The 24,409-nt window shown below is 71.1% G+C and carries 16 protein-coding genes and 1 pseudogene; 9 read left to right on the top strand and 8 right to left on the bottom strand.

Going from position 1 to position 24,409, the window contains the following annotated elements:
• Positions 1 to 77: 77 nt before the first annotated feature.
• From JAO81_RS13085 to JAO81_RS13070, 4 genes are all read right to left on the bottom strand, one after another.
• Positions 78 to 1,727: an LCP family protein gene (locus JAO81_RS13085; protein WP_199547994.1), complete on the bottom strand. Its 1,650-nt coding sequence runs from the start codon at positions 1,725 to 1,727 to the stop codon at positions 78 to 80.
• 87 nt (positions 1,728 to 1,814) lie between these two features.
• Positions 1,815 to 3,512: an LCP family protein gene (locus JAO81_RS13080; RefSeq protein WP_199547993.1), complete on the bottom strand. Its 1,698-nt coding sequence runs from the start codon at positions 3,510 to 3,512 to the stop codon at positions 1,815 to 1,817.
• Positions 3,513 to 3,757: 245 nt separating this feature from the next.
• Positions 3,758 to 5,263: an LCP family protein gene (locus JAO81_RS13075; RefSeq protein WP_307813334.1), complete on the bottom strand. Its 1,506-nt coding sequence runs from the start codon at positions 5,261 to 5,263 to the stop codon at positions 3,758 to 3,760.
• Between the two features lie 204 nt (positions 5,264 to 5,467).
• A complete protein-coding gene (locus JAO81_RS13070; protein ID WP_199547991.1) occupies positions 5,468 to 6,229 on the bottom strand; it encodes a TIGR03089 family protein in 762 nt (253 codons plus the stop codon).
• A gap of 125 nt (positions 6,230 to 6,354) precedes the next feature.
• Here JAO81_RS13070 and JAO81_RS13065 point away from each other — a divergent pair, with 125 nt between their 5' ends.
• From JAO81_RS13065 to JAO81_RS13055, 3 genes and pseudogenes are all read left to right on the top strand, one after another.
• Positions 6,355 to 7,758 (top strand): peptidoglycan recognition protein, encoded by a 1,404-nt coding sequence (locus JAO81_RS13065; protein WP_199547990.1) that lies wholly within the window; start codon positions 6,355 to 6,357, stop codon positions 7,756 to 7,758.
• Positions 7,759 to 7,873: 115 nt separating this feature from the next.
• Positions 7,874 to 8,929 (top strand): annotated as a pseudogene (locus tag JAO81_RS13060) (sugar phosphate nucleotidyltransferase); the annotation flags it as partial.
• A gap of 176 nt (positions 8,930 to 9,105) precedes the next feature.
• Entirely contained in the window at positions 9,106 to 10,116 is a 1,011-nt protein-coding gene (locus JAO81_RS13055; protein ID WP_199547988.1) for a DNA-3-methyladenine glycosylase, read from the top strand.
• A gap of 76 nt (positions 10,117 to 10,192) precedes the next feature.
• Here the strand turns inward: JAO81_RS13055 and JAO81_RS13050 are convergent, their stop codons facing one another.
• The 3 genes from JAO81_RS13050 to JAO81_RS13040 all read right to left on the bottom strand — a co-directional run bounded on the left by JAO81_RS13050 (position 10,193) and on the right by JAO81_RS13040 (position 13,021).
• Complete coding sequence (locus JAO81_RS13050; RefSeq protein WP_199547987.1) at positions 10,193 to 11,494, bottom strand: coenzyme F420-0:L-glutamate ligase; 1,302 nt, start codon at positions 11,492 to 11,494, stop codon at positions 10,193 to 10,195.
• A complete protein-coding gene (gene cofD / locus JAO81_RS13045) occupies positions 11,491 to 12,450 on the bottom strand; it encodes a 2-phospho-L-lactate transferase (protein ID WP_199547986.1) in 960 nt (319 codons plus the stop codon). The genes JAO81_RS13050 and cofD overlap by 4 nt, the downstream gene beginning before the upstream one ends.
• A 79-nt stretch (positions 12,451 to 12,529) precedes the next feature.
• Positions 12,530 to 13,021 carry a cysteine dioxygenase family protein gene (locus tag JAO81_RS13040; protein WP_199547985.1) on the bottom strand — a complete coding sequence of 164 codons (492 nt, stop codon included), beginning with the start codon at positions 13,019 to 13,021 and terminating at the stop codon, positions 12,530 to 12,532.
• A 715-nt stretch (positions 13,022 to 13,736) separates the two neighbouring features.
• On the opposite strand from JAO81_RS13040, the gene JAO81_RS13035 reads away from it, so the two are divergent.
• The 3 genes from JAO81_RS13035 (at position 13,737) to JAO81_RS13025 (ending at position 19,612) form a co-directional block, all read left to right on the top strand.
• Positions 13,737 to 14,006, top strand: a complete 270-nt coding sequence (locus tag JAO81_RS13035) for a WhiB family transcriptional regulator (RefSeq protein WP_165336270.1) — start codon at positions 13,737 to 13,739, stop codon at positions 14,004 to 14,006.
• A gap of 228 nt (positions 14,007 to 14,234) precedes the next feature.
• Positions 14,235 to 18,074: a glycosyltransferase gene (locus JAO81_RS13030; protein ID WP_199547984.1), complete on the top strand. Its 3,840-nt coding sequence runs from the start codon at positions 14,235 to 14,237 to the stop codon at positions 18,072 to 18,074.
• Positions 18,071 to 19,612: a DUF5719 family protein gene (locus JAO81_RS13025; protein WP_199547983.1), complete on the top strand. Its 1,542-nt coding sequence runs from the start codon at positions 18,071 to 18,073 to the stop codon at positions 19,610 to 19,612. Before JAO81_RS13030 ends, JAO81_RS13025 begins: the two co-directional genes overlap by 4 nt.
• Positions 19,613 to 19,658: 46 nt before the next feature.
• Here the strand turns inward: JAO81_RS13025 and JAO81_RS13020 are convergent, their stop codons facing one another.
• Positions 19,659 to 20,120: a metallopeptidase family protein gene (locus tag JAO81_RS13020; protein ID WP_199547982.1), complete on the bottom strand. Its 462-nt coding sequence runs from the start codon at positions 20,118 to 20,120 to the stop codon at positions 19,659 to 19,661.
• A 311-nt stretch (positions 20,121 to 20,431) separates the two neighbouring features.
• On the opposite strand from JAO81_RS13020, the gene JAO81_RS13015 reads away from it, so the two are divergent.
• From JAO81_RS13015 to JAO81_RS13005, 3 genes are all read left to right on the top strand, one after another.
• Positions 20,432 to 20,860, top strand: coding sequence for a DUF3499 domain-containing protein (locus JAO81_RS13015; protein WP_093617039.1), 429 nt, complete (start codon positions 20,432 to 20,434; stop codon positions 20,858 to 20,860).
• A 284-nt stretch (positions 20,861 to 21,144) separates the two neighbouring features.
• Positions 21,145 to 22,785, top strand: a complete 1,641-nt coding sequence (locus tag JAO81_RS13010) for an L-lactate permease (protein WP_199548059.1) — start codon at positions 21,145 to 21,147, stop codon at positions 22,783 to 22,785.
• A gap of 216 nt (positions 22,786 to 23,001) precedes the next feature.
• Positions 23,002 to 24,363, top strand: coding sequence for a phosphomannomutase/phosphoglucomutase (locus tag JAO81_RS13005; RefSeq protein ID WP_307813332.1), 1,362 nt, complete (start codon positions 23,002 to 23,004; stop codon positions 24,361 to 24,363).
• Positions 24,364 to 24,409 lie beyond the last annotated feature (46 nt).

Raw genomic sequence — 24,409 nt, 5'->3', positions numbered from 1 at the left:
TCGCCGACACAGGGGAGGGGCCCCCGGGGGGGGGGTCGGCCCCCGGGCTCCTCTCGTATGTGCGCAGGACGTGAGCGCTACCAGGTGAAGGCGGGGTTCACGTGCATGCAGGCGTCCTCGTCGGCGCCGTTCTCGATGTCCTTCTTTGCCGGCGTCTTCGGGGTCGGCTTCGGCGGGGTGTCACCCTCGCGCCAGTCCGCGCCCACGATCAGCGTGACACCGGAGACGTCCGTGGCCTGCTTGACCGAACTCAGCGGCAGGCCGAGGGACTTGGCGAGCGCCTGCGCGTCACCCTCCAGCTCGGCGCTGGGGAAGCGGATCGCCGTACGGGCCTGCGAGGTGTCGTCGCCGGCACCGGGCCGCTCGGCGGTCGCGAGGGTGTAGCCCTTGCCCTTGAGCAGCTCGGCGACGGCGGTGGCACGGCCCTGGAGCGGGGCACGGGTCGCGTCGCCCGAGGCGTTCTGCACCACGACTCCGGTGTCCGCGGGCGGGGCGGCCGGGTCGTCGGAGAGCTCTTCCTTCTTCTTGGCCGCGTCCTTGCCGTCGAGGGCGATGTCGTCTCGTACGAGCTCGAAGAGGTCCGCGGCTTCGCCGGGCTTCGGCTGGACGCGGGCGCCCACGTATTCGTAGGGCATGGTCGTCATGTTGATACGGGAGTTGGGCACCTTCTTCAGCTCACCGCCCAGGTCGGCGAGCTTCTGTACCGAACCCAGGCCGTCGTCGACCTTGAGCGCCTTGGTGGCCGCCTCGGCGAGGTTCAGCATCTCGGCCGGATTCGTCAGCCGGGCGCTGGACTTGAGCTCGCGGACCATCGAGTTCATGTACATGTGCTGGGCCTTGGCCCGGGCGATGTCGCTGCCGTCCTCGAAGCCGTAGCGCGTGCGCAGCCACTTCAGGGCGTCCTCGCCCTTGACCTCCGTGATGCCCTCCTCCAGCTTGAGGCCGGAGCCTTCGCCCTTCGCGTTGCGCGAGTGGATGTTGGCGTCCACGCAGACCGGAACGCCGCCGATGGCGTCCGCCATCGAGACCACGCCGGTGAAGTCGACCATCACGAAGTGGTCGATGTGGATCCCGGTGAGCTTCTCCCAGGTGAGCACGGTGCAGGCCGGGCCGCCGCGGCCGAGGCTCACGTTCGTCATCTCCCGGGTCAGCGCCCCGAACTTCTCCCCGGTCTCCGGGTCCTCGCACTTCGGAATGTCGAGGAGCGTGTCCCGCGGCATGCTGACCACCGACATGTTGCTGCGGTCCGCGGACAGGTGCAGCAGCATCTGCACATCGGCGAGGGGCTTCGCCCCGACGCTCTGCTTGTGCCCGCCGAGCCGCAGATTCTCCTTGGAGTTACGGTCGTCGGAACCGATCAGGAGGATGTTGAGCGGTGTCTGGCCCGCCGCGTTCGGAGTCGCCTTCGGCACACGGTTCTTGTCCGGCAGCGGAGCCGTCTCGATGTTGTTGTTGAGGTGCTGGTAGTACAGGTATCCGGCGCCGGCCGTCCCGAGTATCAGCAGCGCGAACACCACCGCCGTCCAGCGCAGAGCGCGTCGCCGACGGCTGCGGGGCCGCTGTGCCGCACGCCGCCGCCCGCGCCGGGTGGACGGTTCGCCCTCACCGGCACCCCGGGGGCCGGGCACGCCCGACCCCTCGTACAGGCTGTCGTCCCAGCCCAGTTCACGCGCCTGCGGTACGCGCGATCGTCGCGTACCTCTTCCGCGCACGCCGTTCTGCGTCATGCCAGTCCCCTCCCAGCCTGGCGCACCATATGACCCTCACCTGTGAAACCCCTCTGCCCCAGCAGACGGTTCAGGTGGCCCCCGGGTTCACTTGGCGCAGGTCTTCTTGTCAGCCTCGGTCTTGTCGAGATCGTCCGGCACCGCCACGGCCCCCACGGGCGTGCCGGGTTCCGAGAAGTCCTCTCCGAGGATCAGGACCATCGCAGGCAGTCCCTGATCATTGGTTTCGCTCTTGCCCGGTTTCAACGCCGAACCCGGAAGCCCCATCACCTCGGCCAGCTTGCGCGCCTGATCGGCCTGGTCGGGAGAGTACTCGAGCGTCGTCTTCGCCTGCTTGGGCTCGTGATTGCCGAGCTGGCTGGCCTTGTTCATGCCGTGCTCGGTCTGCAGATACGTGAGCGTCTTGCTCGCCGCACCCTGTGTGTCACTGCCGTTGTAGATGTTCACGCGGACATCGGCGGCCGCGGACTTGGTGCCCTTGAGGCGCGCCGCCTCGGCGTCCTTCTTCTTCTGCTTCGTCGCCGTCAGCGACACATCGCCCTTTATGGCCCCGAACAGCGGCTTCGCCTTGGACTCGTTGACCAGGACGGTGGCGCCGTCGGAGTTGTCGACGACCGGGACGGTGGTGAAGCTGATGTTCTTCAGGTCCACCTTGCCGAGCTCCATGCCGAGCCCACGGAGCTTGAAGACATCGCTCAGCGTGTCGTCGACGGTGAGCGCCTTCGTGGCGGACTCGGCCAGATCGAGCATCGCGCCCGCATCGGTCATCTTCGACTTCATCTTGCGCATCAGCGAACTGAGGAACTGCTGCTGCAACTTGATGCGGTCGAGGTCCGAACCGAAGCCCACCGCATGACGGGTGCGTACGAACGCGAGCGCGTCATCGCCCTCGACCGTGCTGGTGCCCTTGGGCAGGTTCAGATGCGACTTCGGGTCCTTGATGGGCTTCTCCAGGCAGACGTCCACACCGCCGACGGCGCTGCTGAGCGTCTTGACCGCGTTGAAGTCCGCGACCATGAAGTTGTCGATCTTGATGCCGGTCAGCTGTGTGACCGTACGCATCGTGCAGCTGGGCGTACGGCCGGCCTGGCCGAGGCTCACGTTGAAGCGTTCGTTCGGCGTGCCCGGAATGACCTTGTCGGAGCCGTCCTCCTGCTTGGTCGGGCAGTCCGGAATGTCCACGATCATGTCGCGCGGAATGCTCAACGCCGTTGCGTTGGAACGGTCCTTGGAGACATGCAGCAGGATCGTGGTGTCCGCGTGCCCGGGGCTGCCCGAGTCGCCGTAGCCCTTGTTGCCCTTGCCGGTGCGCTTGTCGGTGCCGACGATCAGCACGTTGATCGCCCGGTTCTTGCTGTAGCCGCCCGTGCCCGCGCCGTCGTCGGACAGCGAGGTCAGGTTGCCGTTCAGATGCTCTATGTAGAAGTACGCGGTGGCGGCGCCGGCGACCACGAAGAACGCCAGCACACCGCCGGTCCACACGGCGATCTTCTTGCCCTTGGACTTCTTGGGCCTCGGCCTGCGCCGGCCCGCAGGACCCATCGGATCCTCGGGCATCCGGCGCCTGCGCTGCCCCGGAACGTCACCGGGGGGCGCGCCTTGCGGCCTGCGGCCGGGCCGGCCCTGGGGGCGGCCCGGGGCGAAGCCGGATCTGCGCGGCGAGGGGATGCCTGACTCCGGTGCGGAGGGGTGCAGTCGCAGTTCGTAGTCGCCGGTCTGCGGGTTCAGTACCCACTGGTCTGCGGGGTCGATGTTCTCCGCCCGCCCACGGCCTTGCGCATCCACGGTTGCTTGAGTCCTCCGTCGGTGCCTCGCGGCGCCTTCCCCCTCCAAGGCGTCCGGTCGATCGGTAGTGCAAGTGCGGATCGCTGCTTCATCGCAGTCGGGTGCACCGGATCGCTCACACTATCCGCCCAGGTCGGCGCCGAGGGACGACGGTGACAAATTCCACTGGCCTTACAACGGTCAATCCGCCCCAATTCAAGGTCAACGGGCCCTTGTGCTTGGGGATCCCTTTACTAATCCCGTTCCTAACAGGTGGCTCCGGCGGCGGTGCTGCCGCGGAACGTCGGCTGGGGGGAAGGGGTTTGACCCGATTCGCGCTCCGGCTCGCGGCCGGGACCGTGACCGGGTTTGTCCGCCTTGTCGTCGTCGGTCGGTTTCTTCTTCTTGCGTGCGGCCGGATCCTCGTCGGCCGACTTGCCCTCGACCCAGTACCCGTCATCGACCCAGTAGCCGTCGTCGCTCCAATAGCCGGTGTCCACCCAGTACCCGCCGTCGCCGTTCTCCGCACCGTCCCGCTCGCTCGCGGGCTCCTCGCCCTCGGCCGACTCCTCGGTGGCGGCCTCCTCCGTCTCGGGCGCCTCCTTGGCGACTTGCAGCGGAGCGTCGTCGCGCAGCCGGTCGAAGAGCCGTCCGGCGTCGGGTTGTACGAGTTCGTCCCGGTTCGCGTCGTACAGATAGGACTGCCGGGGCACAGTCAGGAACTGCACCTTTTCCGTGGGGATGTTGCGCATGCTCCGTACGAGGTCATAGAGGTCGGTGAGGCCGGCGATCGAGGGGTCCGTGGTGAGCGAGGAGGTCGCCGCGTCCAGGACCGGGTAGAGCCGGGTCGGGTTGAGCAGCACGCCGTTGCTCTTCACCTTGTTCACCAGTGCGCCGAGAAAGGCCTGTTGGCGGTCCATCCGCTCGGTGTCGCTGCCGTTGCCCAGCGTCTTGCGCGCACGGACATAGCCGAGCGCCTGCTCGCCGTTGAGCTTGTGCCGGCCCGCGGTCAGCTTGAGCTTGGCGTCCGGATCGTCGATCGGATCCTTGAGGCATACGTCGACGCCGTCGACGGCGTCCACCATCTTCTTGAAGCCGCGGAAGTCCACGATCATGTGGTGGTCCACGCGGATATCGGTGAGCGCCTCGACGGTACGGATCGTGCAGGCCGCACCGCCCCACTCGAACGCCCAGTTGAACTGGGCGAATTGCTCCCTGGTCCGGGTTCCGTCGCGCTTGCGGCAGCTCGGGATGTCCACCATCACATCGCGCGGCAGCGAGACGGCGGTGGCGCTTCTCCGGTCGGCGGCCAGGTGCAGCAGGATCGTGGTGTCCGAGCGGCCGCCGTCGGTGCCCGAATCCTTGCCGTACTGGTCGTTGCCTTCCCCGGCCCGGGTGTCCGACCCGATCAGGAGGATGTTCTGCGCGTCGTGCGTGGAGGGAGCGGGCCGCTCCTTCTCGTAGCGCTCCAGCTCCTCGGCGGCCGTGAGGTCCTGGGTGATGTTCCCCTGCAGCCGCTTGTAGATCCCCCAGCCGACACCGGCCGTGACGAGCACGAGCACCGACACGGCGAGCGCGGTCCAGCGGAGCCAATGCGGGCCGGAGGCCTTGTCCTCGGGCGGCGCGGACGCTTCGTGTCCGGGCCTTTCCGGACTCTCGGGCGGCGCGGACGCTTCGTGTCCGGGTCCCCCCGGAACCTCGGGCGGGACCGGCGTAGGCGCGTCGTTACCGGGTTCCTCCGGAACCTCAGGCGTGCCTGCGGTGTCGGTCACGACGGAGTCCACCCCTCACGGCGTCGGCATCACGGACGGGCGCCCGGTGAAGGGCGCTTCCTCGACCATGACCCGAGGGTGCGGTCCGGCGCCTGCGGGCCGGTCCTGACCTGCGCCGGACGGGTGGACTTTGGCCGGCTGCCGCGGCTCGGCGGCCGGCGGGAGGTCGGCCCTCCCGCCTGCGGCTTCGCGGCCGTCGGAAGGTCAGCCCTCCCGCCGCACCGTGACCCGCTCGCTCTCGACCCGCTTGTCCAGCGCCTCGGCCCCGAGCTGGTCCAGATTCCGGCACAGCACCACCGAGGCACCCGCCGCCAAGGGGGCGTAGAGCCCGGCGGAGAGGCCGTCCCAATTCCCGTACGAGAGTCCGGACAGCACCCGGTCGCCGGGCCCGAGCCCGAGGCCCCGTCCGTCGGCGAGGGCGCGCTCCACGATCTCGGCGCCCGTGAGCGCCGTATCCCCGATGACCAGGGCGTCGTCCGAGGGGGATACGGGGGCGAACGGGGCGAACTGGTCGCCCTGGCCCGGCACCTCGACCGCATAGTCCAGGAAGCCGTCCGGCGGCTGCGGGAAGCGGCCGCCGAGCGGACGCAGCGCGAGCGCGATCCGCTCGCCGGAGCAGGCGAGGGCGGCGGCCAGTTGACCGGGCTCGGGACCGGAGACGACGAGATCGGCTTCCGCGGGGTCGCCGTCCACGACCGCCGTCACGCCGGTGGAGGAACAGGCGAGGAGCCAGACCGCCGTCTGCCAGTGCGCGGGCAGCAGCAGAGCGAGCCGGTCGCCGGGCTCGGCGGAGAGCTCGCCCTGGAGCAGATTCGCGGTCTTGGCCACCCAATTGGCGAAGGTGGCGACGGACAATTCGACGCGCTCACCGGTCGCGTCGTCATAGAAGGTCACAAGCGGGCGGCCCGGGTCCGCGGCCAGCGCGGATCGCAGCAGGTCGGCAGGGGTGCGGTCGGTCGCGTTCACAGCGGCAAGCCTACGCGCGCGGCGCTCCGCCTCCTGTGGGGCGCTCCCCACGAGGGGCCGACGGACCGTCAATTCCCTTACGTCCACGACATGCGGGTATGCCAGGTTCCGCCCACCATCGACGCATGCGCGGATTTCTTGCTTCCTCGATCGGTGTGGCCTGCGCGGTCGCCCTGTCCCTGCCGCTCGCTCTGCCGGCGAGCGCGAACGAGTCGCTGCGCGATGCGGAGGCGGCCGTATCGCCGCGCGGCCCCGAAGCCGCCGAGTCGCTGCGCGAGACCGAAGTGGCCGGCTCGACCCAGTCGCTGCCCCTGAAGCCGCTCGCCTCGGACCGGGCGCTCGGCGCGGGCGCCGCGCAAGGCGTCGTACGTCAGGAGGTCCTGCCCTTCGCCCTGGTCGGCGTCGTCTGGGACAACCCCGAGGCCGAACTGCACGGCCGGGTCGAGGTGCGCACCCGGGCCGCGGACACCCACCTGTGGTCGGCGTGGCAGCCCATGGAGACGCACAACCACGAGCACGCCGCCGACCTCGACTCGCCGGAACGCGCCTCGGGCCGGCTGCGCGGATCCACCGCACCGCTGTGGGTGGGCCATTCGGACGGCGTCGAGGTCCGTGTCCTGGCCGAGGCGTCCTCCGACCGTGCGGCCGCCCCGGAAGGCCGTGCGGCCGCCCCCGAAGAGCGTGCGGCCACCGAGCTGCCGAGGAACCTGCGGCTCGAACTCGTCGACCCCGGCGACGACCCCACCCCGCCCCAGGGCCCGCCCGCGGACGGCCCGCGCAGCGTGCTCACCGCCGAGGCCGCCGCGAGCTGGGCGGTGAACGCGGAAATGGCGCCGCTCGGCGCGGCCGTCATCCCCGAGCTGACCAAGGAGCAGACCGAGGCGGAACTGCTCGCCTCGCGCGGCGAGACCACGGGCAAGCCGTTCGTCGGGCCCCGGCCGCGGATCATCACCCGCAAGGGCTGGGGTGCGGACGAGAAGCTCCGCGAGAAGAACTTCGTCTATACGAAGGCGGTCCGTGCGGCCTTCGTGCACCACAGCGCGTCCGGCAACAACTACCGCTGTGCGCAGGCGTCCTCCGTCCTGCGCAGTATCTACCGCTACCACGTCAAGAGCAGTGGCTGGCGGGACTTCGGCTACAACTTCGCCGTCGACAAGTGCGGAAACATCTACGAAGGCCGCGCGGGCGGCGTGGCCAAGCCCGTCTACGGGGCGCACACCCTCGGTTTCAACAGCAACAGCGTGGGCATCGCGGTCCTCGGGACGTACACCAACTCCGCACCGCCCGCGGCCGCGCTCAACGCGGTCGCAAAGCTCTCGGCGTGGAAGCTGGGCCTGTACGGAGCCAACCCGAAGGGCACGACGGTTCTGAAATCAGGCGGCAGCAACCTCTACAAGAAGGGGAAGAACGTCCGGCTCCATGTGATCTCCGGTCACCGCGACGGATTCGCCACGGAGTGCCCCGGCCGCCGGCTGTACAGCAAGCTCGGCAACGCGCGTCAGACCTCGGCGCACTACCAGGGCCGCTGACGCTTCCGATCCACTCCGAGGCGTGACCGACCGGACAAATTTCCTACACAGAACTGCATACACTGGCCGATCCGTGACCTGGGCCGCCCGGCCCCCGGCAGGAAGCGAAACATCGGTGACTGAAGCGATCCTTCTGGTCGGCGGCAAGGGCACCCGGCTGCGTCCGCTCACGGTGAACACCCCCAAGCCCATGGTCCCGGCGGCCGGTGTCCCCTTCCTCACCCACCAGCTGGCGCGCGCCCGCGCGGCCGGGGTCACCCATGTCGTCCTGGCCACCTCCTACCTGGCCGAGGTCTTCGAGCCGTACTTCGGTGACGGCTCGGCCCTCGGCCTTGAGCTGGAGTACGTCACGGAGGACGAGCCGCTCGGCACGGGCGGAGCGATCCGCAATGTCGCACCGCGGCTGCGCTCGGCCCCCGACGAGCCGGTCCTGATCTTCAACGGCGACATCCTCACGGGCCTCGACATCCGGGCGCTCGTCTCGACGCACTCGGCCACGGGCGCGGACGTGTCCCTGCATCTGACCCGGGTCGCTGATCCGCGCGCGTACGGCCTCGTCCCGACCGACGACACGGGCCGCGTCACGGCGTTCCTCGAGAAGCCGCAGACGCCCGAGGAGATCGTCACCGACCAGATCAACGCGGGTGCGTACGTCTTCCGCCGCTCGCTCATCGACACCATCCCGGCCGGCCGCCCGGTCTCGGTCGAACGCGAGACCTTCCCGGGTCTGCTCGCCGAGGGAGCCCACCTCCAGGGCATGGTCGACTCCACGTACTGGCTGGATCTCGGCACCCCCCAGGCTTTCGTACGAGGCTCCGCGGACCTGGTCCTCGGCCGCGCCCCGTCCCCGGCGGTGCCGGGCCGCTGCGGTGACCGTCTGGTCCTGCCGACGGCCCGCGTCGCCTTGGACGCCAAGCTGACCGGCGGCACGGTGGTCGGCGAGGGTGCGGTGGTCGGCGAGGGTGCGCGGGTGACGGGCAGCACGGTCCTGCCCGGCGCGGTGATCGAGCCGGGCGCGGTGGTGACGGATTCGATGGTGGGCGCGGGGGCCCGGGTGGGCGCCCGCACCGTCCTGGACGGCGTGGTCATCGGCGACGGCGCCTCGGTGGGCACCGACAACGAACTGCGCGCCGGGGTCCGGGTGTGGTGCGGCGCGGTCCTCCCGCCCGGACCCCCCCCCTCCCCCGGGGCCACCTGCCCCCCCCGCCCCCCGGACCCCCGGCCCCCGTGCCCCCCCCGGGGGCCCGGGGTGGAGCCCCGGTTTCGGGAAGGGGCGGGGCGAGGGAGAGGGGAGCGCCTACCCTCGTAGAGCACCGCACCCCACCCACCACACTCCCAGGACCCCCGTTGGCCGGCCGCTTCCAGCCCCGCGACGCACACCGCCCGACCCGCACCACCGTGCGCGGCGGCGACGCCCGCGTACCCGCGGCGCGCCCCAGGGGACCGGTCACCGGCCGCACCCGCACCTGGCTCCCCGCCGCCCCGCTCGACCTCGGCCTGGTCGTGGGCCCGTTGCGGCGCGGCCCCGCCGACCCCGCCTTCCGCGTCACCGCGGGCACGGTCTGGCGGGCCACCCGTACACCCGAGGGCCCGGCCACCCTCCGTATCGCCGCGAGAAGCACCGGCATCGAGGCCGAAGCCTGGGGCGCGGGCGCCGACTGGCTGCTCGACCGGCTGCCCCAGCTCCTGGGCGACACGGACGACCCCACGGCCTTCGCCCCGAGGCACCGCCTCGTCGCCGAGTCCCACCGGCGCCGCCCCGGCCTGCGCCTGTTGCGCACCGGGCTCGTCATGGAGTCCCTGATCCCGTCGGTCCTGGAGCAGAAGGTCACCACCGACGAGGCGTACCGCGCCTGGCGCATCCTGGTCCGCAAGTACGGCGAGCCCGCCCCGGGACCGGACGGCATGCCCGAGCTGCACGTCATGCCCGAGCCGCACACATGGCGCATGATCCCGTCCTGGGACTGGCATCGCGCCGGTGTCGACAACAAGCGCGCCCAGACGATCCTGCGCGCCGTGCGCGTCGCCCCGCGCCTCGAAGAGGCCATGGCCCTCGACCCCGAACAGGCCCGCAAACGCCTGGAGTTGGTGCCCGGCATCGGACCGTGGACCTCCGCCGAGACGGTCCAGCGTTCCCATGGCGCCCCGGACGAGGTCACCGTCGGCGACCTGCATCGGCGGGCCACCGCGGGCGCCGCCCGGGCGGGCGACCGCACCGCCGACGACGCCCGCATGCTCGAACTCCTCGAGCCCTACCGGGGCCAGCGCCACCGCGCCGCCCGCTACATCCTGCTCACCGGCCGCACCCCGCCGCGCCGCACTCCGAAGATGCCGAAGACGGACACCGGAAAGCTCTAGTGACGGCCTGCCGGTGTTGACGGCCCCGAAGCCCCCCCCCCCCCCGGAGCTGCCCCGGAACTGACGTCCCTGGGAGCTAACGCACTTCGATGAAGTCGGAAGCCTCCCGAGGCGGCCGCGACTTGGGCGCCGAAGCGGCATGCCCGACGGCCACGGCTCCCATCGGATCCCAGTCGTCCGGCAGCCCGAGCACGTCCCGTACGACCTCACGGCAGAACATCGTCGACGAGATCCAAGCCGACCCGAGCCGCTCCCCGGCCAGCGCCACCAGGAAGTTCTGGATCCCGGCCCCGGTCGCGACGACGAACATCTCGCGCTCGGCGGCATCACGGCGCGCATGACCGTACGTATGGGATCCGTCCATCACCAGACAGGGCACCACCAGATACGGCGCCTTGCGCAGCACGTCCCCGCGCCGGACCCGCTTGGCGATCGACTCCTCGGACTTGCCGTCCCGCCGCAGATCCTCGATCCACTGGTCGCGCATCGCGTCGAGCAGCCGCACCCGCGAGGACTCCGACTCCAGGAGCACGAACCGCCAGGGCGTCGTGTGGTGCGGCGCCGGGGCCGTCACGGCCGCCGCCACCGCACGCCGGACCGCACCCGGATCGACCGGCTCGTCGGTGAACTCCCGTACGGTGCGCCGCTGCGTGACCGCTTCCCGTACTGCCTCGGAGGTGCCGAGCCGGAACATGTCGTCGGCGGCGGACCGCACCAACTGCCGCGCCCCGGACTCGGATGCACCGACGGCGCCGGGCAGCCCGCGCACCACCGCGACCGGCAGCCCGGCCGCCTTGCCCTTCACCAGGTCGCCCGCGGCGGCCAGTTCATCGGCGGTGGCCACGACCGTCGCGCTCAGCGGATTGCCGTACGCGTCCGTGCCGCCGCGCAGATCGTCGAGGACCCGCACCCCGGCGGCACCGATCGCGACATCGGTCAGCCCGTTGCGCCACGGCCGCCCGAAGGTGTCCGTGACGAGCACACCGACCTCGACGCCGAGCGCGTCACGCAGCCCGTCACGGATCGCGTGCGCCGAGGCATCGGGGTCCTCCGGCAGCAACAGCACGGTCCCCGCCGGGGTGTTGGACGCGTCGACCCCGGCCGCGGCCATCACGAGACCCTGCCGGTTCTCGACGATACGCAGCGTCCCGCGCCGCGCCACGACCCGTACGGTCTCCGCGTCGATGGCCTCCTCGCGGGAGTCCGCGGTGATGATCCGCCCCTCCGCCTTGGACACGATCTTCGAGGTGACGAGCACGATGTCCCCGTCGGCGAGCCCCGGTTCGGCGTCGGCGATCAGCTTCGCGAGGTCGTCACCGCGCTGCACCTCGGGCAGCCCGGGCACGGCCCAGACGTGAAAGGCCGGTGCGTCGCTCACCCTCGTACCTCTTCGGCCAGCTCAAGGGCGGCCCGCGCCATCTCCGCGGTGGCGGCCACGTCCGTCATCATCAGCGGCACGGCCCTGCACCGGATCCCGGCCGTCTCGACCCTCTCGACCGCGCCCTTGTCGACGGTGTCGACCAGCCAGCCGTCGAGCAGCCCCGACCCGTAGTGCTCGGCGACCGCCGCCGCGCTGGACTCCACGCCGACCGCGGCGAGCACCTTGTCGGCCATCCCGCGCACGGGGGCGTCACCGACGATGGGGGAGAGGCCGACGACCGGCACCCCGGCGTCGGCGATGGCCTCGCGGATGCCGGGCACGGAGAGGATGGTGCCGACGCTGACCACGGGGTTGGACGGCGGGAACAGCACTACATCGGCGTCGGCGATCGCTTCGAGCACCCCGGGCGCGGGCTTGGCCTGCTCGGCGCCGACGGGCACGACGGCAAGGGCGTCGACGGAGGCGCGCAGCCGCACCCAGTACTCCTGGAAGTGGATGGCCTTCTGCTCGCCGTCGAGCTCGACGGCGACATGCGTCTCGACCCGGTCGTCGGACATGGGGATCAGCCGGACACCGGGCTGCCACCGGTCGCACAGCGCCTCGGTGACCGCGCTCAGCGGATAGCCCGCGGCCAGCATCTGACTGCGCACGATGTGCGTGGCGAAGTCACGGTCGCCGAGCCCGAACCACTCGGGCCCGACCCCGTACGCGGCGAGCTCCTCCTTGACCTTGAAGGTCTCGTCCGTACGCCCCCAGCCCTGCTCCTCGTTGATACCGCCACCGAGCGTGTACATCACGGTGTCGAGGTCGGGGCAGACCTTGAGCCCGAACAGATGGATGTCGTCACCGGTGTTCCCGATCACCGTGATGTCCGCTTCGGGCGCGGCCGCCTTGAGACCACGCAGAAAACGGGCACCACCGATGCCGCCGGCCAGAACCACAATGCGCTGCATGCGGACAGTCTGTCAGGCAGCCCCGACCGGGTCCCTGCCGCCTGTGGATAACTCCCGCTGAAGCCAGGGAAGTCCGAGGTCAGGCGCGCGCGGTCGCGTACGGCTCGGCCGCGCTGTGCATCGGCATCTCGGTCAGTCCCGGGGAGTAGATGTGCAGGCTCACGGCCGGCTCCAGGCTGTCGTTGACGATCCCGTGCACCGAGCGCGGCGCGTACACCTGCTGGGCCCCGGCACCGAGCGCCCGCGTCCCGCCGCGGGTGTGCTCGGTCAGCTCGCCGGCGAGCACGGTCAGCACACCGGAGGACGGACCGTGGTCGTGCAGCCCGGTGCCCTGCCCCGGCACCCAGCTCAGGAGCCAGACCTCATAGCCGGGCCCGGTACGCAGCCGGTGGTACCAGCGGCTCGTGGCGTCGTACTGCACGAGGTGCTCCCACTGGGAGCGGTCGGCGGCGATGGAGCGTGCGAGCCCGACGAACCCGGCCACGGTCGACGGGTGCTCGGGGGCGGGCTGCAGGAGGTGCGGGACCTCGAGGATGTCGCCGGCGATCTGCAGGTCGCTGTCGCTGTTCATAAGGTGCGGGGTTCCTCGGCGGGGAGAAGTGCTGGCGTCGCGGTCTTACGTCCGGGTCGCGGACGGTGTGCCATGGAGGCGTTGCCCTGAGGTGGGGGCGATGGCTCGGATCATGCGGCCACGGGGCCGGATCGGCGAGCGGAGAGTCAGCCGGAGCTCGTTGGGCTCAACAGCTGGGACAGCAACAGCAACAGCCGGCGAGGGCAGCACTGCGGAACCCACTGCTGTGGGTCCGGGTAAGCGCCAAGTTCGCGAGCATGCCCACCAGGAGACCGGTTCACACACGGACTGTCAACCCAATGTCCGTATTGCGAGATATCTTTCACCGTATCCGGTTGTCCTGTCTGCTGAAAGGTTTGTGCAGAAGCCGCGAAGGACAGGTGGCGCAGTGTCCGGGTGCGCAAACGTCATCGCTGTCCCGTGATCCGACTGTGATCCGTTTCGCTTCGACGCTCGCTCTGCAACGAGATCAAAATCCAACGCGTCCTTCTGTATGTCGGATGGATGTACGGGGTTGGCCAAAGGTAAGTGTCTGGGTTTATGGCGATTTGAACACTTTCCGCAAAGCCTTGGTTCCGCAGAGTGAATAAGGGGCCCAATAGCAGATCTCGGCTTGACTGGCCCGGATCGGCACACTTGTAATTTCACTCGTGTCGTTCAGCCGAAATCGGTAACGGCATCATCACGGGGCTGCACAGACAGACGAGGGGCGCACATGACCGAGTCGTTCCAGCAACTGCTGGTCGAGGACGCGGAAGCGGAAGAGGAACTCGGCTGGCAGGAGCGCGCGCTGTGCGCCCAGACCGATCCCGAGTCCTTCTTCCCGGAGAAGGGCGGCTCCACCCGGGAGGCCAAGAAGGTCTGCCTGGCCTGCGAGGTCCGCTCCGAGTGCCTCGAATACGCGCTCGCCAACGACGAGCGCTTCGGCATCTGGGGCGGCCTGTCCGAGCGTGAGCGCCGGAGGCTGAAGAAGGCGGCGGTCTGAAGCCGAGCCTGATCCAGGGTTGGCCGGCGGTCCGAAGCCGAGTCGCACAAGCTCGATCAAACCGCACACAGCCATACGTAAGGAACGGTCCGTCGTCCGTGGGTTATCCACAGGCGGCGGACCTCGTTGTTTGGTTGCCGTTAGTGTGGGGCCCCGTCCGAGACGCCCCGTGCCCCCCGCTGGGCACAGGCGTCCACCGCAGTCCATCGAACCGGGGCCTGTACCTCGATGTCCGTGCACAGCTCACCGGCCGGTGCCTATGGCGCCGCCGCAGTCGACCCGAACCGCCCGGCGCTGTTCGATCCCACGCGCGCGCCTGAACACCCGCGGCACGTGGTCACCGCCGTGCTGGTCTCGCACGACGGCGCCCGCTGGCTGCCCGAGGCCCTGTCCGGCCTGCTCGGCCAGGAGCGCCCGGTGCAGAACGTGATCGCCGCCGACACCGGCAGCGGTGACGACTCCGCGCGGCTTGTCACCGACGCCCTGGGCGCCGACCGGGTGCTGCATCTCGCCCGCAGGTCCGGCTTCGGCGCGGCCGTGGACGAGGCGGCCCGTACCGCGGGAATCCTCAGCCCTGACGAGCTCCCGTATCTCAAGCGCCCCAGCGGCTGGGACCCGGTCAGCAGGAGCTGGCGCGACGACGCCTACGACCTGCCCGAACTGCCGTACGGCGAACCGGTCCAGTGGCTCTGGCTGCTGCACGACGACAGCGCACCCGAGCCCGACGCGCTCGCGGAACTCCTGCGTGTGGTGGAGAACGAGCGGGAGCTCGGCCGCGACGTCGCCATCGTCGGACCCAAGCTGCGCGGCTGGTACGACCGCAGGCAGCTGCTCGAGGTCGGTGTCTCGATCGCCAACAGCGGCCGCCGCTGGACCGGCGTCGACCGCCGCGAGCAGGACCAGGGCCAGCACGACCAGGTGCGGCCCGTCCTGTCCGTGTCCAGCGCGGGCATGCTCATCCGGCGCGATGTCTACGAGGAGCTGGGCGGGTTCGACCGCAGGCTGCCGCTGATGCGCGACGACGTCGACCTGTGCTGGCGCGCCCACCAGGCGGGCCACCGCGTTCTGATCGCGCCCGACGCCGTGCTCCGGCACGCCGAGGCCGCCTCGCGCGAGCGGCGCACCGTCGACTGCGTGGGCCGCACCAGCGCGAGCCCGCACCGGGTGGACAAGGCGGGCGCCGTCTACACGCTGCTCGCCAACGCGCGCGGTGCGGTGGTGCCTTGGGTGCTGCTCCGGCTCCTCCTCGGCACGTTCCTGCGCACGCTCGCGTATCTGGTGGGCAAGGCGCCGGGCCAGGCGGTCGACGAAGTCACCGGATTCTTCGGCACATTGCTGCGCCCCGGCCGCATCCTCGGCGCCAGACGGCGCCGGCGCAGTGTGGTGGAGGCGGCCGAACTGCGGCCGCTGTTCCCGCCGCCCGGCGCGACCGTACGGCTCACCGTCGAACAGGTCGCGTCCCAGGTCGTGGGCCGCACCGACCCCGAGGTCTCCGCAGGACGCCATGGCGCGGTCGAGTCCGGGCCCGGCGGCGATGACGCGGACTTCCTGGAGATCGAGCAGTTCGCGCGGCTCAAGCGGGTCGCGCGCAAGCCGGGGCCGATGCTCTTCGTCGTCCTGCTCTTCGTCTCGCTGATCGCCTGCCGCGCCCTGATCGGCGGCGGTGCACTCGCCGGCGGCGCGCTGCTTCCGGCGCCCGCGGACGCCTCGGAGCTGTGGTCGCGCTACCTGGACAGCTGGCACGCGGCCGGTCGGGGCGGCCCCGAGGCGGCGCCCCCGTATCTCGCCGTGATCGCCGCACTGGCCACGGTGTTCTTCGGCTCGACCGGGCTCGCGGTCACCGTGCTCCTGGTCTGCTCGGTGCCGCTCGCCGGTTTCACCGCCTACTTCGCCTCCCGGCCGCTGGTCGAGTCGCGGCTGCTCCGCGCCTGGGCGTCCGTCGCGTACGCCTTCCTGCCGGCCGCCACGGGCGCGCTCGCGGGCGGACGGATCGGCACCGCCGTCCTCGCGGTGCTGCTGCCGCTGATGGCCCGCGCCGCGATCGCGGCGAGCGGACTGCTCGCGCAGGGCCAGGGCGCGCGCGGCAGTTGGCGCGCGACCTGGGCGTACACCTTGCTGCTCACCGTCACCACCGCCTTCACCCCGATCGTCTGGCCGCTGGCCCTGTTCCTCGGCATCGGGCTGCTCGTGCTGCGGCGCGAGGACATCACGGCGTACGGGCTGCGCTTCCTCGCCCAGATCGGCATGCCGCTCCTGGTGCTCGCGCCCTGGTCGCTGTCGCTCCTTCCGTTCGGGTTCTTCCGTGAGGCGGGCCTCGACTTCGGTGTCGGCTCGGCGGGCGCACTCGATCTGCTCGGGGCGAGCCCCGGCGGTCCCGGCACCGTCGGCGGGCTGCTCCTGATCGGCATCGTGCTCGCGGCGCTCGGTGCGCTGCTGCGGGGGGAGCGGGTGCTGCCCATCCGTATGGCCTGGGTCGTGGCGCTGCTCGGCTTCTTCTTCGCCGCGTTCTCCAACGCCTCCACCTGGGCCGGGCCCGCGACGCTCGTGCAGGGCCTGGCGCTGCTCGCGGCCGCCGTGCTCGGCGCCGACGGGGCGCGCTCCCGGGTGGCCGAGCAGAGCTTCGGCTGGCGCCAGCCGGTCGCGGCGCTGATCGCGCTGCCCGCCGCCGCGGCACCGCTGCTCGCGGCCGCCGGCTGGATGATCCGCGGCGCCGACGGCCCGCTGCGGCGCACCGACCCCGCCCAGGTCCCGGCGTTCGTCGCCGAGGAGGCGGGCACCCGCGACCAGGCCCGCACCCTGATCCTCGCCGGCGACGACCCGGACGTGGTCGCGTACACGCTCGTACGAGGTGCGGGCTCCCGGCTCGGGGACGCCGAGCTGACGGCGCGCGGCAAGGGCGGCGAGCTGCTCGACGAGACCGTGGCCCGGCTCGTGGCCGGTTCGGGCGCCGACCAGGCCGACGGACTCGGCGCGTTCGCGGTGCGTTACGTGCTGGTCCAGGACGGTGCGCCGCGCCAGGTCAGCCGCGTACTGGACTCGACGCCCGGTCTGTCGCGGGTGAGCCAGCAGGACGGCACCTCTTTGTGGCGGGTCGACCGGCAGGTCTCACGGGCCGCGATCGTCTCCGGTGACAAGGCACCCGAGCCCGTGGCCGCGGGCCCGGTCGAGGTGAATACCGAGATCCCGTCGGGCGACCCGGGCCGCGTGCTGCGGCTCGCCGACTCGGCGGCCGAGGGCTGGACGGCCACGCTCGACGGGAAGCCGCTCGCCAAGAAGACGGTCGACGGCTGGGCGCAGGGCTTCGAACTGCCCGCCTCCGGCGGCCGGTTGAACGTCGTCCACGAGGACTCCGGCACCCACACCGGATGGCTCTGGGCCCAGGGCGCGCTCGCGCTCGTGCTCGTCGTGCTCGCGCTGCCGGGCCGTCGCCGCACCGTCGACGACGACCTCCCGCAGGAGCCCGTCGCGCTGCCGGCCCAGGCCGCAGCGGGCGAGGGCCGCAGGGCGCGCAGGATGCGGGCGCAGGCCGAGCAGGCCGCGCAGGCCCAGGAGCAGCCCGACTCCGCGGAGGTCCCCGCACAGCCGGCGTACGGCGAGTGGGGCGAGCAGCAACCCGTGTCCGCCGGTGAGCAGTTCCAGGGTTACGAGGCGGGCTCCTACCAGCAGCCGTACCAGGCCGACCCGTACCAGGCGGGCCAGACCCCGGACGGCGGCGGCCAGTTCGACCCGTACGGCTATGACGGCCAGGGCTATGGCCAGGGCGGATACCCGGCCGGCTCGTTCCCGGCTCAGGGCACGTACGAGCAGAACGCCGGGGGCTACGACGAGAGCGGGTCCGGCGGCTACGACGCCGCGTACGGCGGGGGCTTCGGCTCCGGACCGTACGAGGGCGGGCAGTCCTACGAGGGCCGCCAGTCGTACGAGGGGCAGACCGCGCAGCCGTACGAGGGCAATGAGTCCCAGTCGTACGAGGGCGGTGGTCCTCAGCCGTACGAGGGCCAGGACCCGAACCCGTACGGGCAGAGCAGCCAGACCGACCGAGAGCGCCCCGACGGGAGCCGGCAGTGAACCGCACCACCCTGTCCCTGATCGCCGCGGGCACCGCGCTCGCCGCCGTGACCGGATTCGCGGCGCTCAACGCCCCGGACGGCGGCGACTCCGCACCGGGCAAGGCGGCCGAACAGCGGCCGGTGGACCGTTCCTCGCTGCTCTGCCCAGCGCCCAGCGCGTCGGAGCTGGCCGAGACGGCCTACACCTCGTTCACACCGAAGGGCAAGGGCGCCGACGGCAAGGGGGACGCCCGACTGGAGCGCGCCGCAGAGAAGTTGAACACCTCCGAGGACGACGCGGAGGACAAGGAAGACAAGGACAGCGCGGACAGCACGGACAGCGGGAAGAAGACGGACGAGAAGGACGGCAAGCCGGCTCTCGAAGCCACGTCGGTCGGCAAGCCCGTCACCGCGAAGGCCGCCGGCGCCGAGTCCCCGGCCCTGATCGGCTCCGCCGAGGGCGCGCTCGCGCCGGGCTGGACCGTGCAGCAGACCACCGAGATGCCCGCGGGCAACGGCCGTGGGCTGCTCGGCCTCAACTGCGGTGCGCCCGACACCGACTTCTGGTTCCCGGGTTCGAGCACCGCTGAGGAACGCGCCGATTACGTGCACCTGTCCAACCCCGACGCCACGGCGGCGGTCGTGGACATCGAGCTGTTCGGGCCCGAGGGCGCGCTCAAGTCCGAGGTGGGCGAGGACATCACGGTGCCGCCGCACTCCAGCGTGCCGGTGCTGCTCTCGACGCTGACCGACGAGGCCGAGGCGAATGTGACGGCCCATGTCACCGCGCGCACCGGCCGGATCGGCGCCGCCGTGCAGGTCTCGGACCAGAAGCTGGGCGCCGACTGGCTGTCCGCGTCGGCCGATCCGGGCGGCAGCGTCGTACTCCCCGGCATTCCGAAGGACGCCGAGTCGGTACGCCTGGTGGCCTTCGCGCCCGGTGACGAGGACGCGGACCTGAAGATCTCCCTTGCCGGGGCGACCGGTTCGATCACCCCGGCCGGCCATGAGTCGCTGCACGTCAAGAGCGGGATGACGGCTGCGGTGGACCTCGGTGACGTCACCAAGGGCGAGGCGGGTTCGCTGGTCCTGACGCCCACCGACCGGTCCGTTCCCGTGGTGGCTGCGCTGCGCGTGACGCGGGGCACGGGTGCCAAGCAGGACGTGGCGTTCATCCCGGCCACGGCCCCGGTGGGCGAACGCGCGACCTCGGCGGACAACCGCGCCAAGGGCTCCACCCTGAGCCTCACCGCTCCCCGCGGCGAGGCCAAGGTGCGGGTCACCGCTTCGGACGGCAGCGGCGGCGGTACGTCGGTGACTGAGACGTACACCGTGCGCGGGGGCACCACCTTGGAGGTCCGGCCGAAGGTGCCCAGCGGGCTGAAGGGCGCGTACGCGCTGACGGTCGAGCCGCTGTCCGGCGCGGTCTATGCGGCGCGCACGCTCGAACTCCCGGCGGACGGTGTGCCGATGTTCACGGTGCAGACGCTGCCGTACGACCGGGGGATGGTGTCCGTACCGGAGGCGGAGCAGGACCTTTCGGTGCTGCAGAAGTAGCGGTCCGGGCGAGGGCGGTTCAGTCCTCGCCGTACCGGAGCGTGGCTCAGTCCTCGCCGTACCGCGGATCCACCGACTCCGGGGACAGGCCGAGGAGTTCGGCGAGCTGCTCGACCACGACCTCGTGCACCAGGGCCGCCCGCTCGTCGCGGCTCTTGGTGCGGATCTCCACCGGGCGGCGGTAGACCACCACGCGGGCCGGCTTGCCGTCCTGCGCCGGGATGATGCCGCCGAGCGGCACCCCGCCGCCGCCGAAGTCCTCGTCAGGGGCGCCGGCCGGTGCCTGGATCCTCGGTACTTCCAGGACCAGGAACTCGATGTCGGCGATCTGCGGCAGCCGCCGCTCCAGGCGCTCCACGGAGTCCTGAACCAGATCCGTGAACAGTTCGGCCCGGCTCGCCGACAACGGCACCTGCGGGGGAGCGACGGGCCCGCGCATGCCACGGCCGTGACGGTCGCGGCGGCGGGGCCTGGGCTCGGTGGGGCGGGGCGGTACGGGGCTGTCCATTACTGCTGAAGCGTAGTCCTCCGGGCTGACAGCCGCTGATCCCGGCTCGGGGCGTCACCCGGGCGGTGCCGCAGGACGGTGCGGCGTTCGGCGGGTGCGCTGTCGGTTCCTGATCGTTCGGATCGCTGTTGCGCTCGATTCTCTACAGCTCAAAGACCGCACTTCTCATGGCAAATGACGGCATTTGCATCGAGTGGTGACCGGATTCAACACCCTTCACTGCCGCGCCGAATGGGCTCCGCGCAGGTCAGCGGGGAGGCCGCGAAGGGCCGTGCGGGCGGGTTCACAGCACGACACGGTGGAGTGACCTCGTGGAGAGTCGTCGCGGCCCGCTCAAGAGTGCGGTACCGTCCAACGTCGTGAGCCTCGTACGTCGCTGTTCGCGCACCGCCTGCGGCCGTCCCGCCGTCGCGACGCTGACGTACGTCTATGCGGACTCGACCGCCGTGCTCGGTCCGCTCGCCACGTACGCGGAGCCGCACTGCTACGACCTGTGCGCCGAACACTCAGAGCGTTTGACCGCCCCCCGCGGCTGGGAAGTCGTCCGGCTCGCCGACGGCTCCGCCCCGCCCCGCCCGAGCGGCGACGATCTCGAAGCCCTCGCCAATGCCGTACGTGAGGCCGCCAGGCCTCAGGAGCGCGCGGCGGAGGCCGGGGGCAACGGAGGGCGATCGGGGGCCGATCCGATGGAGGTCGCACGCCGCGGCCATCTGCGCGTGCTGCGGTCGCCGGAGTCCTGACCGTCTGCCAAGAGCCCGGTGGGTACGTCCAGTTCCCTCTGCGCCCCTCAAGTCCCTGACCTGCGCGGCAACGTGACCTCCGCGTGCTGTGCCCCGTATCCGCACACTTCCTTCAACGCGCTTTGCTGTACGGGCCATTGACGTGCCCTTGTCGCGGACACGACCATTTCCACCGCCCGTGAGAAACCGCTTTCCGCATGCCGGAATGACGGAGGGCGGCCGGACATCACGGGTCCCGGGAGGCCCGTGTGTCCATGCAGGCTCTGTCCGCGCAGGCGCAGTCCATGCAGGCTGTGTCCGTCCGGACCGCGTTCGTCCAGGATCTGGAACCCGTCGCCGATTCGCTCGCGCTGTCCGCGCTGGTCGCGACGCTGCCCCTCGTCACCGTGCTGGTGCTGCTCGGGGCGGTCCGTATGCGGGCCCACCGCGCCGGTCTGACCGGCCTCGCGGTCGCGGCGTCCGTGGCCTGGCTCGCGTACGGGATGCCTGTGGCGCAGACCGCGTCGGCGGCTGCCCAAGGGGTGCTCTTCGGGCTCTTCCCGATCATGTGGATCGTCGTCAACGCCCTGTGGGTGTACCGGATGACGGTCCGCACCCAGCACTTCGACATCCTGCGCCGCTCCTTCGGCCGGCTCTCCGACGATCCCCGTATCCAGGCGCTGGTCATCGCCTTCTGCTTCGGCGCGCTGCTCGAGGCGCTCGCCGGGTTCGGGGCGCCCGTGGCCATCAGCGCGGTGATGCTGGTGGCGCTCGGATTCGAACCCGTGAAGGCCGCCGTGGTCGCGCTCGTGGCCAACACCGCACCGGTCGCCTTCGGCGCCATGGGCACCCCGGTCGTGACGCTCGCGCAGGTCACCGGGCTTCCGCTGGACAGCGTGGCCTCCGTCGTCGGACGGCAGACGCCGCTCCTCGCGCTCGTCGTGCCGCTTGTTCTCGTCTTCCTCGTGGACGGCCGGCGCGGGCTGCGCGAGACCTGGGTGCCCGCCCTGGTGTGCGGAGCCGCGTTCGCCGTGGCCCAGTTCGCGGCCTCCAACTACGTCTCCGCCCAGCTCGCCGACATCGGCGCCGCACTCGCGGGCGCGGCGGCGCTCATGGCGCTGCCCGGGGCGCGCAAACCGGCCGCGGAACCTGTACGGGCGGCGGTCCTCACCGGCGTACGCAGCGAAGACCTGGACATCGAGGACCCGCGGCGTGAAGTGGTGCGGGCCTACGCTCCGTACGGCCTGATCGTCGCCGTGTTCTCGCTCGCGCAGATCCCGCCGGTGAAGGACTTCCTCGCCGGGGCGACCCAGGTGTTCGACTGGCCGCTGCTCGATGTGGAGGGCCCGGACGGTGAGCCGGTCGGGGCCAACGTGTTCACGCTGCCGCTGGTGTCGACGGGCGGAACCCTCGTGCTGCTCGCGGGAGTTGCGACGGCCGCCATGATCGGGGTGCGGCTGCGGCCCGCCGTGCGGGAGTGGCTGGGCACGGTGTACGAGCTGCGGTTCGCGATCCTGACCGTGACCTCGGTGCTCGCGCTCGCCTACGTGATGAACCTTTCCGGCCAAGCCGCCGTGATCGGTCACTACGTGGCGGCGGCGGGCGCGGGGCTCGCCTTTCTCTCACCCGTCCTCGGCTGGTTCGGGGTAGCGGTTTCCGGATCCGATACGTCGGCGAACGCGCTGTTCGGCGCACTGCAGGTGACCGCGGCACGCCAGTCGGGCCTGTCGCCCGATCTCCTTGCGGCGGCGAACAGTTCGGGCGGTGTGCTCGGCAAGATGATCTCGCCGCAGAACCTGACGATCGCGTGCGCGGCGGTCGGGCTCGCGGGCAAGGAGGGCGATCTGCTGCGCAAGGTGCTGCCGTGGAGCATCGGTCTGCTCCTGGTGATGTGCCTGATCGTGGTGCTGCAGAGCACTGCCGTACTGGGGTGGATGCTGCCGTGACCAGAGCGCGGCTGTGGAACGTGCGGCGGGGAGATCCTCGGGCCGTACAGGAGGGAGATCCCCGGGCCGTACAGCAGGGAGGATCGCCGACCGCAAATGGACTGTCGACCCTCACTTTTGGTCCGCGCCGGGAGTTATCCACAGGCTGGTACGGGGGCTTGCGGGTGGCAGGTAGTTTTGGGGCAATCGGCACTGAATTCCAGAGAGGCTTGGACTGTGGTTGATCTGACGCAGATCGTGAAGGCGTACGACGTTCGCGGCGTCGTGCCCGACCAGTGGGACGAGCAGCTCGCGGAGCTGTTCGGCGCCGCGTTCGCCCGGGTCACCGGCGCCGACGCGATCGTCGTCGGGCACGACATGCGCCCCTCGTCCCCCGGTCTCTCGCGCGCCTTCGCCCGCGGTGCGTCCGCGCTCGGCGTCGCGGTCACCGAGATCGGCCTCTGCTCGACCGACCAGCTGTACTTCGCCTCCGGTGACATGGATCTGCCGGGTGCGATGTTCACGGCCTCGCACAACCCCGCGCAGTACAACGGCATCAAGATGTGCCGCGCCGGTGCCGCCCCGATCGGCCAGGACACGGGCCTGACCGAGATCCGCGAGCTGGTCGAGCAGTGGGCCGAGTCCGGCGCCCCGGAGCCGGCCGCGACCCCCGGCGAGATCACCGCACGCGAGACGCTCACCGACTATGCGGCGTATCTGCTCCGCCTGGTCGACCTGACCTCGATCCGTCCGCTGAAGGTCGTGGTGGACGCGGGCAACGGGATGGGTGGCCACACCGTGCCCACCGTCTTCGAGGGCCTGCCGCTCGACCTGGTGCCCATGTACTTCGAGCTGGACGGCACCTTCCCCAACCACGAGGCCAACCCGCTGGACCCGGCCAACATCGTGGACCTGCAGAAGCGGGTGCGGGAGGAGGGCGCCGACCTCGGGCTCGCCTTCGACGGTGACGCCGACCGCTGCTTCGTCGTGGACGAGCGCGGCGAGCCGGTCTCCCCGTCCGCGATCACCGCGCTGGTCGCCGCACGTGAACTGGCGAAGGCCGGCGGCAAGGGCACGGTCATCCACAATCTGATCACCTCGTGGTCGGTCCCGGAGGTCGTCCGCGAGAACGGCGGGACGCCGGTCCGCACCCGCGTCGGCCACTCCTTCATCAAGCAGGAGATGGCCCAGACCGGGGCGATCTTCGGCGGCGAGCACTCGGCGCACTACTACTTCAAGGACTTCTGGAACGCGGACACCGGCATGCTCGCCGCGCTCCATGTCCTCGCCGCGCTCGGCGGACAGCAGGGCACGCTCTCCGACCTGGTGGCGCAGTACGACCGCTACACCGGCTCCGGCGAGATCAACTCCACGGTCGACGACCAGGCGGCCCGCGCGGCCGCGGTGAAATCCGCGTACGAGGGCCGCGAGGGCCTCACCCTCGACGAGCTGGACGGCCTCACGGTCTCGTCCGCCGACTGGTGGTTCAACCTCCGCGCCTCCAACACGGAGCCCTTGCTCCGCCTGAACGTCGAGGCGCGCGACGCGGCGACGATGGAGCGGGTGCGGGATGAGGTGCTGGGGTTGGTGCGGGGCTGACGTTGCCCGGACCCGGCTGAGGTCGGACGGATCGTCCGACCTCAGC

Origin of the sequence: Streptomyces sp. N35, from assembly GCF_016464295.1 — a bacterium.
Classification (GTDB): Bacteria; Actinomycetota; Actinomycetes; order Streptomycetales; family Streptomycetaceae; genus Streptomyces.
The sequence above is the reverse complement of the archived record's forward strand: the minus strand, read 5'-3'. Positions and strand labels throughout refer to the sequence as shown.